Here is a 14,545-nt window from a genome sequence, read left to right as displayed (position 1 = left end):
TTTATGATAATTTTAGATGAGATTTTTGGAGTAAATATTCCATATAAATCGGAAAAGGAAGTTTTTTAAAATTCAAACTTATAAGATTAAGTTTAAAATATTTAAGATTGTGAATTCTTTTTAGTAAAGTTTATAGAGCATATTTCTAGCTGTAATCACTAGAGTTCTTTAGCCTTCACATCAAAAACCGCTCAAATCGAGTGGTTTTTTTGTTTATATGCAATTTGAATAAAACATCGCAATTTTTAACTAGTATGGCAAAAGGTTCGAATCCTTCTGTCTTCAACAATTCTGTTTTAGTAAGAAAGTCTTATGGTTATATTCTTATGTCTTGTGGTGTGTGATTTTAAATCGTAATCACGATAATTTTGATTTAGCTAAAATTTTAAAGCTAAATTATTAATTAGATAAATATTATAGACAAGATGATTTCAAATAAAGTAAATGCATTATTAGCAAGAAATACTGATAATGCTCCAAAAAGTATTAGTCCATATTCACAAACTGTAGCTTTCTCTCATTACAATAATCTTTCTGCTCAATTACCGATTGATCCAAAATCAGGAAAATTGGTAGCTGGCGGTATAAAAGAGCAAGCTGAACAGTGTTTTAAAAACATCAAAGCAATTGTTGAGAGTATCAATCATGTTATGAGTGATGTTGTTAGAATCACGGTATTTGTAAAAAACATCAAAGATATTGATGCTGTAAATGAAGTTTATAAAGCATTCTTCTCAACTTATGTTCCTACACGTACGGTAGTTGCTGTTGCAGCTTTGCCTATGGATGCATTGGTACAAATTGAAGCGCTGGTTTCAAACGGAGAAGGGACGATTCCTAACGCCCCACAGGCGGTTAGTCTTATTAAACTTACCAATAACACAGCAAATGCACCAATATGTGCTTTATCTACACAAACGGTATCATTTTCTCATTATAATAACCTTTCTGCTCAATTACCGATAGATCCAAAAACGGGTAGAGTGGTAGTAGGTGGTGTAAAAGAGCAAGCTGGACAATGTTTAAAAAATATCAAAGCAATTTTAGAAAGTATCGATGTTCCTTTTGACGATATTGTTAAGATTAATGTCTTCCTGAAGAATCTTTCTGATATTGAAGCCGTAAACGAAGTCTACACAACATTTTTCCCAGATTCTGCTATCGCCAGAGCCGTAGCTTATGTGCCTGCACGTACTGTAGTTGCCGCTTCATCTTTGCCGATGCACGCTTTGGTGCAAATTGAGGCAGTAGTGTCACACGGAGATGGTACACCTCCGCAAGCTATTGAAGACAGACATGGAATTGTTATTAAGGCAAAAAACACTGAAAATGCGCCAAAGTGTTCTTTATCGACACAAACTGTAGCGTTTTCTCATTATAATCATATTTCTGCTCAATTGCCTCTTAATCCAAAAACAGGAGAAATAGTTGCTGGTGGTGTAAAAGAACAGACTGAGCAGTGTCTGAAAAATATCAAAGCAATTTTAGAAAGTATCGATCATGTTATGGATGATGTGGTTAAAGTAAATCTATTCCTTAAAAATATCGAAGATATGGATGCTGTAGATGAAGTTTATAGAACATTCTTCCCAGGCGGTACTCCGGCAAGAAGAACTGTTGGTGTGTCAGCTTTACTTAATGATGCGTTAATCCAAATTGATGTAGTTGTTGCAAACGCAGAGGGAACTCCACTAAAATTATAATAAGTATTTGTTTTAATAAGAACAAGAAGCTTAACTGAAAAAGACTTTCTTAATTAAAATCGTTAGGGTTTAAGGTTCGAATCCTACCGTGGTTACATAAAAAATCCTCAAAATCAAAAATTTTGAGGATTTTCTGTTTTTATATAAGTTTGAAATGACAATTAGCCTTTTACACCTTTTAGCCAATCTTTGAATTTGCTTACTTGTTCTGTTATAAAAGATTCATGTTCTTCTTCTTCAACTTCTGTAACAGGTAAGATGTGTTCAAAATAAGTTCCTTTTAGGACTTTACGTAACATGCTTTCACCTAAAAAAGGTTTATTGTCATTTAGTGTTTTTGTTGCTTTTAGTAAATGACGGATATCGTATTGCAAAGGATTAATATCGGGTACTTGTTTGTTTAAATTCAATAATTCATAAACGGCAATTCTTGCTGTTCTCACGGAGCTTTCCATTGTAAAAACTACATCATTGTTGGTTTCTACAAACTGGCCAATTAATCCCAAGTTTTTGCATCCTTCAGGTACTACTCTCGGGCGATCGCCTTTGGCTCTTGGCATAAACATCGAAGTGATGTAAGGCATAAAAGCTGTACGTACGATGGTGTTTTCAATTACATTATCTAATTGATCGATAATACCTGTGTGATAACATAATTCGGCAAGAATTTCGTCTCCTGTACATTGTGGCATTTTCTTTTTAATGTAATTTCCTTCTTTGTCCATAAACAATGCATAAACCCAAAGCACTAGAATATCATCTGGTTGTTCTGGAAAATGGGGTTGTCTGTTGCAGGTAAAACTCATTAACCAATTAGAATCTGTAATGGTAATAATTCCTCCAGTAGCGGTTTTTCCTGAGTAAGGATCATTTACACAATACTCCTTTAGTTTTTCTACTAATGCTGAAGGTCTACAAGTTAACGTAACAGACTCCCAAGATGATTTTTCGATATTACTACAGAATTTTTCAGGATTTCCAAAAACGTTTGATTTTGCAGCAAGGTTTTTCCATAGTTTCCATCCTCCACTTTTCCCGCTGGTATTGTTGTCTATAGTTATAATAGGAGCTTTTTTGTTGTCACCGTAAGAAGTGTCTTCGGTCATAGATCCTGTAGTCACAATTACATAATCATCTTTCTCGACCGGAATTGTTACTTCTTTACCATCTTTCTCAGTGATAATTCCTTTTACTACTTTACCATCGGTATTGATGTGAATATCCAGGTCGTTTATGAGTGTATTAAACTGAATGCTAACACCTTTTTCTTGTAGAAACTTGCGCAAAGGAGTTACAAAAGTGTCGTATTGGTTGTATTTTGGAAATACTAATGAGGACAAATCGTTTAATCCATCAATAGCATGGAGAAAACGGTGCATATAAAGTTTTAACTCAAGTAAGCTGTGCCAGTTCTCAAAAGCAAACATAGTTCGCCAGAAAGTCCAGAAGTTACTGCTTAAGAAAGATTCACTAAAATAGCCTTCAATGGTTATATCGTCTAGTTCTTCTTTTTTCTTTAATAAAAGTTTGATAATTGCTAATTGGTCTTTTTTGCTCAGTCCAAATTTGCTAAAATCTTTTATTTCGCCTTTGTTATGTATAAGTCTTGCTTTGGAGTAATTAGAGTCATTGTCGTTAATTAAACGGTATTCATCTAAGACAGTATATGGAGCAGGCATTTCTAGAGCTGGAATATCCTGGAACATATCCCAAAGATTTTCATAAGTCATGTCCATTTCTCGACCACCTCTAATGATGTAACCATCTTTAGCATTACCAGCACCATCCAAGGAACCTCCGTCTATAGGTAATTGTTCTAAAAATATAATGTTTTTGGCGGGAACTTGTCCATCGCGAATAAAATAATAGGCAGTTGCCATACCAGCAATTCCGCTACCTATAATATAGACTTTACTGTCTTTATAGGATTTAGTAGGAATTCCTATGTTACGCTGATAGTTTCCAATTTGATCGGAAAACGGCATAGACTTTTCTGGGGTATTACGTTGTTGCTCTTTGCTAGAATCGGGTTCATGATTTACTTTCCCTTTTTCTGTAGAGGCATTCAAAACTTTATCGAACTTAGATGTGATTTCTTTCATTAGATTTTTATTTTAAGAATCTAATAAAGTTAAGTATTTTCGCCCAAAAGGCAATATCAAATAGGTTTTCTATTTGTTAAACTTATGCTTCTTCTTCTAAAAAGGACATAACCGATAACCTCACAAAATAAATCTATGTAAAGAGGAGAAAATAATTTGTTTGTTTAAGAAAACGGATTTTTTATTTTATCCATCTATCTACAATAACTTTAAACATTTCTTTGTATTGTTCGCCAACAGTGATTTCTGTTTTACCAATAAATATGGAGTTTTTGCTAATGGCACTTATTTTTTCGAGAGAAACAATATAAGAACGATGTATTCTCATAAATTTTGAAGAGGATAATTTTTCTTCAAGCGCTTTTAATGATATTAACGATAGTATTGGTTTTTGAGAATCTACAAGATGTATTTTTACATAATCCTTTAAACTTTCTATATACAAAATATCTTTTAGGCTGGTTCTGACCCATTGATATTCTACTTTTATAAAAATAAATTCATCATCGATAACATTTGCCTGAGGCAGATTTGATGATTCTTCAAACAATTCTAATACTTTATTAGATGCTCTTAAAAACTCTTCGTAATTAAAAGGTTTTAAAAGGTAATCTACAGCATTTACTCTATAACCTTCTATGGCGTAGTGATTGTAGGCTGTAGTAAAAATAATTTTAGGAATTGGCCCAGGATGTTGCTGTAAGAGCCGAGCTAATTCCATACCAGTTAAGTTAGGCATATTAATGTCTAAGAAAACGAGATCGGGTTGTTTTTCACGTATTAATGCCATAGCCTCAATTGCATTATCGCAACTATCTATTAATTGTAAAAAAGGAGTCTGTTCTATAAACGTTTCTACTAGTTTTAAAGCTAATGGTTCATCATCTACAGCTATACATTTTAATATACTCATTGCTCTAAAGTTATTTGCAGGGTTACTTTGTATTTACCATCTTGGGTAGTACCAGCATTCATAGTGTGTTTGTTTGGGTAAACCAGTTGTAGCCTACGTTTGGTATTGATTAATCCAATTCCTCCCTGATCTAATGGGGTATTCATTTTTTCAAAAAAAGTATTCTCTACTTCAAGTTCAAGATTGTTATTATCCTGTTTAATTGTGATATTGATTTCGCTTTTATCGGTTGCGTGTACACCATGTTTAAAAGCATTTTCTACCAATGGTAATAACAACATTGGAATTATGGGATAGTCTATTAGGTTTTCGGGAATTTTTGTGACAATATTTAGTTTACTGTTAGCACGCAGTCTCATTAGGGCTATATAGTTTTTTAAAAAATCTACTTCTTTAAGTAATGTTGTTCTTTCTCCCTCAGTATTATAAAGTAAGTAGCGCATCATATGACTTAGTGTGTGGAGTGCACTACGAGAATCTTCTATATTAGAATAAGTAAGGGAATAAATGCTATTGAGCGAATTGAAAAAAAAGTGAGGATTTATTTGTGCTTTAAGCATTGCAAGTTCAGCCACGGTTTTGTCTTGCTCAAGTTTTTGTTTGTGCTGTGCCGCTTTTTGCCAATGCTGTAACATAGCCCAACTGGTACTAATTCCTAAAACTAATAAGGTTATGGTAAAAACAAAATTGTCGAAAAACCGATTTCTATATTTTTGAAAACCTAGTAATGCAGCAATTTTACTGTGCATATCTGTTTGCGAAGTGTATAGGTAAGCAATAAGTTGTAATGAAAATATAACTAGAAAAATCCATAACAAAAAAGGACCTATTTTGTCTTTTATAATAGTTTTTGGAACTATAATTTTTGCATTGGTATAAAAGAGAATTATCATAATAAATAATACGGTGCATTGCCACAACCAAAAAAATGGAGGAAGTACTATATTCCAAGTTAAAGGTATGTAAAATAGCAAGATAAACCCTAGTAGTGACCAAACGAGGATATGTAATCCAGTAAATAAATACGGTTTAAAAAAATTTAGTGCCATTATGATTTGAGATTTTAATGACAATATTACATTTTATTTGAACGCGATATAAAACCAATCGTCAGAAATGGAATTATAACCTTTAAAAACCATTTTATAGCCGATGAGATTGCTTTAAAGGTCTTATTTTACTTATATTAACTTTTATCGGTTGTAAAGATGTCTCTGTCGATTATCTATAGGATGTATGTCTATTAAGTATTTTTTGTGTGTTCTGTTTTAGTTCATTTGCCTTAATATAAATGATAATTATACAGTTTACAATGAATAAGCAATCCTTTTTAAGCATCCTTGCAGCGTCTATTATTATCGCATCGTGTGGTAATAAAAACGATAAATCGGCTCAGGCCGGAGGTGCACCGCAAGTTAAAGAATATAAAACGCTGACTTTACAGCCTAAATCTGCAACATTAAATACTGATTACCCTGCAAGTATACAGGGACAGCAAAATATAGAGATTCGCCCAAGGGTAGAAGGTTATATCGATAAGATTTTTGTTGATGAAGGTGCTGTTGTTAGAAAAGGGCAGCCATTGTTTAAAATTAGTGCGCCCGAATACGAGCAACAAGTTCGTACTGCAGAGGCAAGCATTAAGAGTGCTCAGGCAGATTTAAGCACAGCAAAATTGGCTGTAAATAAAGTTAAACCTTTGGTAGAAAGAGGTATCATTAGCAAATATGAGCTTGAATCGGCACAATACACTTATGAATCGGCTGTGGCATCATTGGCACAGGCTAATGCAAGTTTGGTAAATGCAAGAACAAATTTGGGTTATACCACTGTAATAAGCCCTGTTGATGGAGTAATTGGTTCTATTCCGTTTCGTTTAGGAAGTTTAGTGAGTTCAAATACTGCAGATCCATTAACAACAGTTTCAAGCATAGGAAATGTGTATGCTTATTTTGCTTTAAACGAAAAAGCACTTTTAAACTTTACCAAAACAGATAATTCTGATGCTTCATTAGAGCAAAAAATAAAAAAGATGCCTGAAGTTTCTTTGCTTCTTGCAGATGGCTCAACGTATAATGAAAAAGGACGTATTGAAACCATAAATGGATTAATTAATACAGAAACAGGTTCGGTAAACATAAGAGCACGTTTTCCTAATACTAAAGGTATCATCCGAAGCGGAAGTAGTACAACAATAAGAATCCCTAATGAGGTAAAAGATGTATTGCTAGTTCCACAGAGTGCGACATTTGAACTTCAGGATAAAATTTTTGCAGTAACAGTTGGGAAAGACGGAAAAACAAAGAATGCCAATATTACGGTATTAGAAAATCCTGCTGGAAATTATTATGTAGTTACAAGCGGTTTGCAATCAGGAGATCAGATTGTTCTAGAAGGAGTTGCCTCGCTTAAAGATGGTACTGAAATCAAGCCTAAAAATCAGAATGCGGAAACTGTCTATGCTGACTTAAAATAAAAAGAGATGTTTAAAATATTTATACAACGACCAGTACTTTCTACGGTAATATCTGTTATTATCGTAATCTTAGGTATTCTAGGACTAGCCTCGCTGCCTATTGCGCAATATCCTGATATTGCTCCGCCAACAGTAAATGTGTCGGCAAGTTATACAGGAGCCAATGCCGATGTGGTACTTAAGAGTATCGTAGTTCCGCTAGAGGAGCAAATTAATGGTGTAGAGAACATGACGTACATGACTTCTTCTGCAACTAATGATGGAAATACTTCGATAAAAATCTTCTTTAAAGTAGGTACAGATCCCGATCTTGCTGCTGTAAACGTACAAAATAGAGTTTCGAGAGCTACAAGTTTATTACCTGCTGAGGTAACTCAAGCTGGGGTTACGGTAACCAAAAGCCAGAGTAGTAACTTATTGATATTCTCTTTGTATAGTGAAGACAAAGCCTATGATCAGACGTTTCTTCAAAACTATGCAAAGATTAATCTAGTACCTCAAATTCAGCGTGTAGTTGGGGTAGGTGATGTGAATGTTTTTGGCTCCATGGATTATTCTATGAGAATTTGGCTGAAGCCAGACATAATGCAACAATACAAATTAATCCCGAGTGATATATCTAGAGCTTTGGCACAACAAAATATTGAAGCAGCACCAGGGAAATTTGGAGAAAACGGAAAACAGGATTTTCAATATGTTATAAAATATAAAGGTCGTTTAACAAGTGCAAAAGAATTTGAAAACATTGTAGTTAAATCGGCTGGAAACGGACAATTACTTCGATTAAAAGATGTTGCAAAAGTAGAGTTAGGATCTTTAAGTTATGCTTCGGCAAATATTACCAATGGATTTCAATCGGTAGCAATTGCTATTAGTCAAACGCCGGGTTCTAATGCACGAGATGTAATTAACAACTCTAAACTAATTATTGATGAAGCTGTAAAAAGTTTTCCTAAAGGAGTAAAATATACCACTTTAGTCGATGTTAATGAGAACCTTGATGCTTCGATAGAAAAAGTAATTCATACATTAATAGAAGCTTTTATCTTGGTTTTTATTGTAGTATTTATTTTCCTTCAGGATTTTAGATCAACATTAATTCCGGCAATTGCAGTTCCGGTTGCTATTGTAGGAACATTTTTCTTCCTTAATTTATTCGGATTTACGATTAATTTATTAACGCTTTTTGCGATGGTACTAGCCATTGGTATTGTGGTCGATGATGCCATTGTGGTCGTCGAGGCTGTTCACGCCAAGCTCGATAGCGGTTATAAATCGCCTAGAAAAGCGACGATTCATGCTATGAATGAAATTTCGGGTGCCATTATATCAATTACACTTGTAATGGCGGCTGTATTTATTCCGGTAACATTTATTGCGGGATCTACAGGAGTATTCTATAAGCAATTTGGTATTACATTGGCGGTAGCCATTATCTTATCGGCTGTTAATGCTTTGACCTTGAGTCCAGCTTTATGTGCTTTACTTTTAAAACCACATTCAGACGATCATAAACATAGTAGTTTTATACAACGATTTTATACCTCATTTAATGTCGCTTTTGATAATCTTACAGGAAAGTACAAACGCTCGATTAGTTTCCTTTCGGTAAAAAAATGGATTGTACTTGCTTCCATTTTTATCGCAGGTGGAGCACTGTTTTATATGATGAAAACGACACCATCAGCTTTCGTCCCTGCAGAAGATCAAGGAGTTGTTTTTGCTAATATTAGTTTACCACCTTCGGCATCTATGGAGCGTTCTGCGGTTATTGCTAAACAAGTAGATAGTATTGCACATACAATTCCTGGAGTTCAGACAACGTTACAAATCGTTGGGCAAAACTTTACGGCTGGTGCGGGTAGTGCATATAGTATGGTAATTGTACGATTAAAAAAATGGGAAGATCGTGATCTGACTGTTAATGATGTAATCGGACAGTTGTTTGCAAAAACAAGTGGTATTCGTGGGGCTAGTATTTTCTTTATTTCTCCACCAACAATTTCTGGATTTGGACAAAGTGGAGGATTTGAATTCCAATTGCAGGATAAAGGAGGACATAGTACGGCAGAATTCTATAAAGTCAATAATGAGTTTTTAGAAAAATTAAGTAAACGTCCGGAAATACAATATGCGACTACGCCATTTAATCCTGGATTTCCACAATATATGATGGATATTAATTTGGCTAAAGCCGAAGAAGCAGGTGTTACTGTCGATGGAATTTTGTCTACGATGCAAGGATATTACGGAGGATTGTATGCTTCAAATTTCAATAAATTCGGAAAACAATACCGAGTTATGATTCAGGCTTCTCCAGAATTCAGAACAAACAAAGAAGGATTGAATAAGATATTTGTGCGAAACAGTGCAGGAACAATGGCTCCAATTACAGAGTTTGTAACAATGACCAGAGTTTTTGGACCTGAATCGATTTCTAGGTTTAACCTTTTTACTTCGATTTCTATTACAGGAGCACCAAATCCGGGTTATAGTTCGGGAGATGCGATTAAAGCAATTCAGGAAGTGGCAGCACAAGAACTTCCAGCAGGTTATGGATATGAATTTTCAGGATTAACACGTGAAGAATTAGCTTCAGGAAGTGAAACAGTCTTTATTTTCATACTCTGTCTGGTATTTGTTTACTTCTTGTTGAGTGCACAATACGAAAGTTATATTTTGCCTTTTGCAGTATTATTATCTATTCCGTTTGGATTAGCAGGAGCTTATTTATTCGCAATAGTATCTAAACTAAATAGTAATATCTACTTGCAGATTTCCCTTATCATGTTGATTGGGTTACTGGCGAAGAACGGAATCTTGATTGTTGAATTTGCGCTTGAGCGAAGACGAAAAGGAATGCCAATTGTACAATCGGCTATCGAAGGATCTGTAGCACGTTTGCGACCAATATTAATGACCTCATTTGCATTTATTTTAGGACTTACTCCTTTAATGTTTTCTTCTGGAGCAGGAGCAGTAGGTAATAAATCAATTGGTACAGGAGCTGTAGGAGGGATGTTAATAGGAACGCTTTTAGGAGTTTTTGTTATTCCGATATTGTTTATCATTTTTCAAACTTTACAGGAAAATATTAGTGGTCCAGCCAAAGAAAGTTACGATTATGAAGATGACGACGAAGATGAAGTACAAGTAATAGAAGCTCACAAAGAGTAGTAATTTAATTAAGAAGAGAGATGACTCATAGTGCAAATAAATATATTATACTGGTAGTTGCAGCCGCACTTTTAAGTGCGTGCTCAGTTACCAAAAAGTACGATCGCCCAACGGCAATCTCAACAGATAAGTTGTATCGCGATCAGGTAGCTGCCGATTCGACTACAATGGCAAATATGTCTTGGCAGAGTGTTTTTAAGGATGAAAAATTAAGTGCATTAATTCAAAAAGGATTAGAGCAAAATATTAACTTAAAGAATGCGATAGAAAACATAGTTCAGGCACGTGCCTCTTTGCGTCAGACTAAATTAGCGTATTATCCAACTTTAAATGTTGATGCTAATGTAACCCGTAATAAACAGTCTGAAGCTGGGCTTAATTTTCCTGCAGGAATTAACATTAATACCTTAACAACAACGTATAAGCTAGGTTTAAGTACTTCGTGGGAAGCTGATATCTGGGGTAAACTGAGTAGTTCTAAAAGAGCAGCTTTGGCAAAATACCTATCTACAGATGCGGCTAAACAAGCTATTCAAACACAGTTGATTGCTGATATTGCAAACAATTATTTTTTATTGTTAGCCTATGATAAGCAATTAGCTATTACAAAAGCGACATTAGAAAGTCGTATTAAAAATGTAGAAGTTATAAAAGCTTTAAAAGAAGGAGCTGTAGTTACAGGTGCGGCAGTAGTACAAAGTGAAGCCAATCAACATGCGGCGGAAGTTTTGATCCCGGATTTAAAAAGAAGTATTCGTGAAACCGAAAATGCTTTGAATATTTTATTAGGGCAAGCTTCTGGACCAATTGATAGATCTGTTATAGAAAATCAGGTAACTCCACAAAATTTAGCAATAGGATTGCCTTCGCAATTGTTGCAAAATCGTCCAGATGTTCGTCAGGCAGAATTTGATTTCAGAGTTGCTTTTGAAAATACCAACTTGGCAAAAACATATTTTTATCCGAGTTTGACTCTTACGGCAAGTGGTGGATTCTCGAATTTACAACTAACAGACTTTTTCGATAAATCAGTTTTTTATTCTTTAATTGGAGGATTAACACAACCAATTTTTAATCAGGGAATTAATAAAGCACGATTAACAACGGCACAATCACAACAATTGCAAGCATTAAATAATTTCCAACAAAGTCTTTTTGTTGCGGGTCAAGAAGTTTCGAATGCGATGTATGCTTATGAAATGGCAGTTGAGAAAGAAGATTCGAGAACAAAACAAATTGAAGCACTGATAAAATCAGTTGACTTTACGCAACAACTTTTAGAATATAGTTCTGCTACCAATTATACAGATGTGCTTACTTCTGAGCAAAATCTTTTGGCTGCACAATTGAGCGGAATAAATGATAATTTACAAAAATTACAAGCAGTTGTCGATTTGTATCGCGCTTTAGGTGGCGGTTGGAAATAACAATTGTAGTATTTTTTGATGAAATAAAGAGATAATATATCTTAGAATGATAACGTGAAATAACGTTTTATGAGTTCATATTTTAGACCCGCTAATTTAGCGGGTTTTTTGTTTTATAGCTTTTTTAAGGTAAGTATGAATTCATTATCGAAAGTCAATTAACAGTTATTACAGAGTTTTTAATTTAATTAGTTTTAATAAAGATTTATTATTAAATTACTGATATTCAGTGAAATAAAATATATTCATTAATGATTGTTTGGTTTAATTGTAGTAATTTTATTATTGTATTGAAGAGGACAATTACTTGAATTTGCATAGAACTACTTATATGAGATTTTATTAGCTCCGATAAAATACTCAAGAAGTTTAGATGCTATCAAATTCTAATACAGTTTTCGTTATCGAAAAGATTTCGAAAGGAGGGTAAAAATATTATTTGTAATAACTAAAATGCCTTACATTATGGAAAAAGAAATTAACCTACAACAAACAAATTCTGAAATTATCTCTGATCAACATTATTCGACTTGGCCAGCCAATGGCCCGATTGATTTAAAAATTCATGATCTTCCACACGAAGCATCCGTAATCGAGTGGTGGTATCAAAATTGCCATCTCACATCTAAAGATGGTAAGCGCTTGTCTTTATTTGCTTCCTTTTTTAGAGTAGCCTCAAAAGATGAACAAACAGGAAACTTGACTTACGCACATTCTGTAATCTGGTCTTTATCAGATGTAACTGATGGGAAATATTACAAGGATTCTCTTGTAGATTCAAGCCTTCCGGCAGAAGCATTAAAAATGATAAAGAAAAATGAAGAAAAGAATGAAGGAAGTAAATCCATTCGACGTGCGCTAAAAGAAGTGTTCGAAAAAGGAAATGTTCCATTGCCTGACAGACTTCTTAAACAGCCTGCCAGAATAGCTATGAAGAGTCTTTCACTCGAATATGATGAGAATTCTTTTAAAAAGGATGAACAAGGTAATTATCATTTAAAACTTGAGAACCCATTGAACGGAGTGGAGTGTAAACTTGAATTTATTCCGTTAATAGATCCGATAAGGCATGGAAATAATGGATTGGTAAGAGGCATAAGAAAAGAGGATATGTTTTATTATTTTATTCCAAAGTGTGCCGTGAATGGAGAAATTCGGATAGATAATACCGTTTATGAAGTAGAAGGAAACGGTTGGTACGATCATGAATTTAGCAGACCAGCTGATGAAAAAGCTTCATTTGAATTTAAACACGATATGGCTTGGAACTGGATAGCACTACAACTAAAAAATGGCTACGAGTTATCTGGATATGATCTTTTTGATAATACTAATGATGGCGAACATGCTGGTGGCACCATGATTATCATTGATCCAGATGGAAAAAAAATTAGTACTGAACATTACTCCTTTTCTCCTGAAAATTACTGGACAAGTGCCCGAACTTTTATTTCCTATCCTGTTTCTTGGAGATTAGAAATTCCGCAGTTTAATATTTCTCTTTCTGTTAAAGCAGATTTTCCCGAACAAGAGTTTATTACTATTCTTTCTGCACCAGCAATTTGGGAAGGATCTGTAAATGCAAGTGGAAGTTTTATGGGAACCGAAGCTTCTGGGCTTGGATATATCGAAAGAAACGGATTTGATACTAAAATAAATATTGAAAGTTTCTTAAGAGCAATTGGCAAGACCACACAAAAAGCGATAGAATCTTTATTGCCTTTAGACCCTAGTGATGATCAGTTTTATAAGTTGGTTAATAGTCCAGTAGGAGTAGATTTTTTTAATAAAGAAGATAAAGAACAATATGTTTCTTCTGTTATTAAACCAATAAGAGAAGTTGTTGATCGCAGTAAAAAGGCATGGCGTTCTTATGTATTTCTTGCTTGTATAGATAGTGTAGGTGGAGATTCACAACCGTTTATTGATTGGTTAGCAATGCCAGAGTTAATACATACAGGATCATTAATTGTAGATGATGTACAAGACAGATCAGATACACGCAGAGGAGGTGTAGCCTTACACCATCTTTATGGCGAGCCGCTTGCTATAAATACAGGGAATATCTGTTATTTTATCGGCGAATTGTTTACATATCAGCCTCAACTCCCAGAAAACATCCGTTTAAAGGTATATGAACTGTATTTTGAAATGATGCGAGCTGCACATGCAGGGCAGGCGCTAGATATAAGTGGACTCCATCATCTTATGCCAGATGCGGTAAGTAGCGGAGATAGTTCTATTCTTGAGAAAAGAATTTATACAACTCACCGATTAAAAACAGCAACACCAGCTTGTACATTAGCCAAAATGGGCGGATTGATTGGAGGCGGAAACCCAGAAGAGATAAATGCGTTGAGTGATTTTTTTGAAGCAATTGGCGTTGCTTATCAAATAATGGATGATGTGTTGAATTTGCAAGGATATGATGGCAATCTTAAAGACAAAGGAGAAGATATTACAGCAGGAAAAATAACCATGCCTATCGCAAAAGCAATGCGTTTATTACCATTAGAAGAACGGGAATATGTCTGGAAAACAATCCAAACATTGCCAAAGGAAAAAGAGGTAATAGAATCTGTAATTAGGGTATTGCACAATTGTGGTGCTATTGAGGAATGCAGACAAGCAGCAGAAGATCTTGTAGAAACAGCATGGGGAAAATTAGATGAAGTATTGCCCGATTCATTTTTTAAAATAAGATTGCGGGCTTTTGGCTGGTATGCATTGAAGAAAGAATAATTTAT

Annotated in this window: 8 protein-coding genes; 5 read left to right on the top strand and 3 right to left on the bottom strand. The window is 34.5% G+C overall.

The features are described 5' to 3' along the window. Positions 1–425: 425 nt before the first annotated feature. On the top strand, positions 426–1,703 hold the full coding sequence (locus tag IW20_RS07615) for a RidA family protein (protein ID WP_035620544.1): 1,278 nt from the start codon (positions 426–428) through the stop codon (positions 1,701–1,703). Between the two features lie 161 nt (positions 1,704–1,864). Here IW20_RS07615 and IW20_RS07610 read toward each other — a convergent pair whose 3' ends face one another. The 3 genes from IW20_RS07610 to IW20_RS07600 form a co-directional block, all read right to left on the bottom strand. Next, positions 1,865–3,805 carry an oleate hydratase gene (locus IW20_RS07610; RefSeq protein ID WP_035620543.1) on the bottom strand — a complete coding sequence of 647 codons (1,941 nt, stop codon included), beginning with the start codon at positions 3,803–3,805 and terminating at the stop codon, positions 1,865–1,867. Between the two features lie 181 nt (positions 3,806–3,986). Then, on the bottom strand, positions 3,987–4,718 hold the full coding sequence (locus IW20_RS07605) for a LytR/AlgR family response regulator transcription factor (RefSeq protein ID WP_035620541.1): 732 nt from the start codon (positions 4,716–4,718) through the stop codon (positions 3,987–3,989). Continuing rightward, on the bottom strand, positions 4,715–5,767 hold the full coding sequence (locus tag IW20_RS07600; RefSeq protein ID WP_051885631.1) for a sensor histidine kinase: 1,053 nt from the start codon (positions 5,765–5,767) through the stop codon (positions 4,715–4,717). The genes IW20_RS07605 and IW20_RS07600 overlap by 4 nt, the downstream gene beginning before the upstream one ends. Before the next feature lie 263 nt (positions 5,768–6,030). On the opposite strand from IW20_RS07600, the gene IW20_RS07595 reads away from it, so the two are divergent. The 4 genes from IW20_RS07595 (at position 6,031) to IW20_RS07580 (ending at position 14,540) form a co-directional block, all read left to right on the top strand. Continuing rightward, complete coding sequence (locus IW20_RS07595; protein WP_035620539.1) at positions 6,031–7,194, top strand: efflux RND transporter periplasmic adaptor subunit; 1,164 nt, start codon at positions 6,031–6,033, stop codon at positions 7,192–7,194. Between the two features lie 6 nt (positions 7,195–7,200). Further along, positions 7,201–10,371: an efflux RND transporter permease subunit gene (locus IW20_RS07590; protein WP_035620537.1), complete on the top strand. Its 3,171-nt coding sequence runs from the start codon at positions 7,201–7,203 to the stop codon at positions 10,369–10,371. Positions 10,372–10,391: 20 nt separating this feature from the next. Beyond that, entirely contained in the window at positions 10,392–11,798 is a 1,407-nt protein-coding gene (locus IW20_RS07585) for an efflux transporter outer membrane subunit (protein WP_035620535.1), read from the top strand. 465 nt (positions 11,799–12,263) lie between these two features. Beyond that, positions 12,264–14,540 (top strand): polyprenyl synthetase family protein, encoded by a 2,277-nt coding sequence (locus tag IW20_RS07580; protein ID WP_035620533.1) that lies wholly within the window; start codon positions 12,264–12,266, stop codon positions 14,538–14,540. Positions 14,541–14,545: the final 5 nt, after the last annotated feature.

Origin of the sequence: Flavobacterium hydatis (genome assembly GCF_000737695.1) — a bacterium.
Taxonomy (GTDB): domain Bacteria; phylum Bacteroidota; class Bacteroidia; order Flavobacteriales; family Flavobacteriaceae; genus Flavobacterium; species Flavobacterium hydatis.
The sequence above is the reverse complement of the archived record's forward strand: the minus strand, read 5'-3'. Positions and strand labels throughout refer to the sequence as shown.

Bases quoted from the DNA above. Each gene is read 5' to 3' on its own strand.
- IW20_RS07580 (WP_035620533.1), top strand. From the start codon at position 12,264: ATGGAAAAAGAAATTAACCTACAACAAACAAATTCTGAAATTATCTCT.
- IW20_RS07610 (WP_035620543.1), bottom strand. From the start codon at position 3,805: ATGAAAGAAATCACATCTAAGTTCGATAAAGTTTTGAATGCCTCTACA.
- IW20_RS07605 (WP_035620541.1), bottom strand. From the start codon at position 4,718: ATGAGTATATTAAAATGTATAGCTGTAGATGATGAACCATTAGCTTTA.
- IW20_RS07595 (WP_035620539.1), top strand. From the start codon at position 6,031: ATGAATAAGCAATCCTTTTTAAGCATCCTTGCAGCGTCTATTATTATC.
- IW20_RS07615 (WP_035620544.1), top strand. From the start codon at position 426: ATGATTTCAAATAAAGTAAATGCATTATTAGCAAGAAATACTGATAAT.
- IW20_RS07600 (WP_051885631.1), bottom strand. From the start codon at position 5,767: ATGGCACTAAATTTTTTTAAACCGTATTTATTTACTGGATTACATATC.
- IW20_RS07585 (WP_035620535.1), top strand. From the start codon at position 10,392: ATGACTCATAGTGCAAATAAATATATTATACTGGTAGTTGCAGCCGCA.
- IW20_RS07590 (WP_035620537.1), top strand. From the start codon at position 7,201: ATGTTTAAAATATTTATACAACGACCAGTACTTTCTACGGTAATATCT.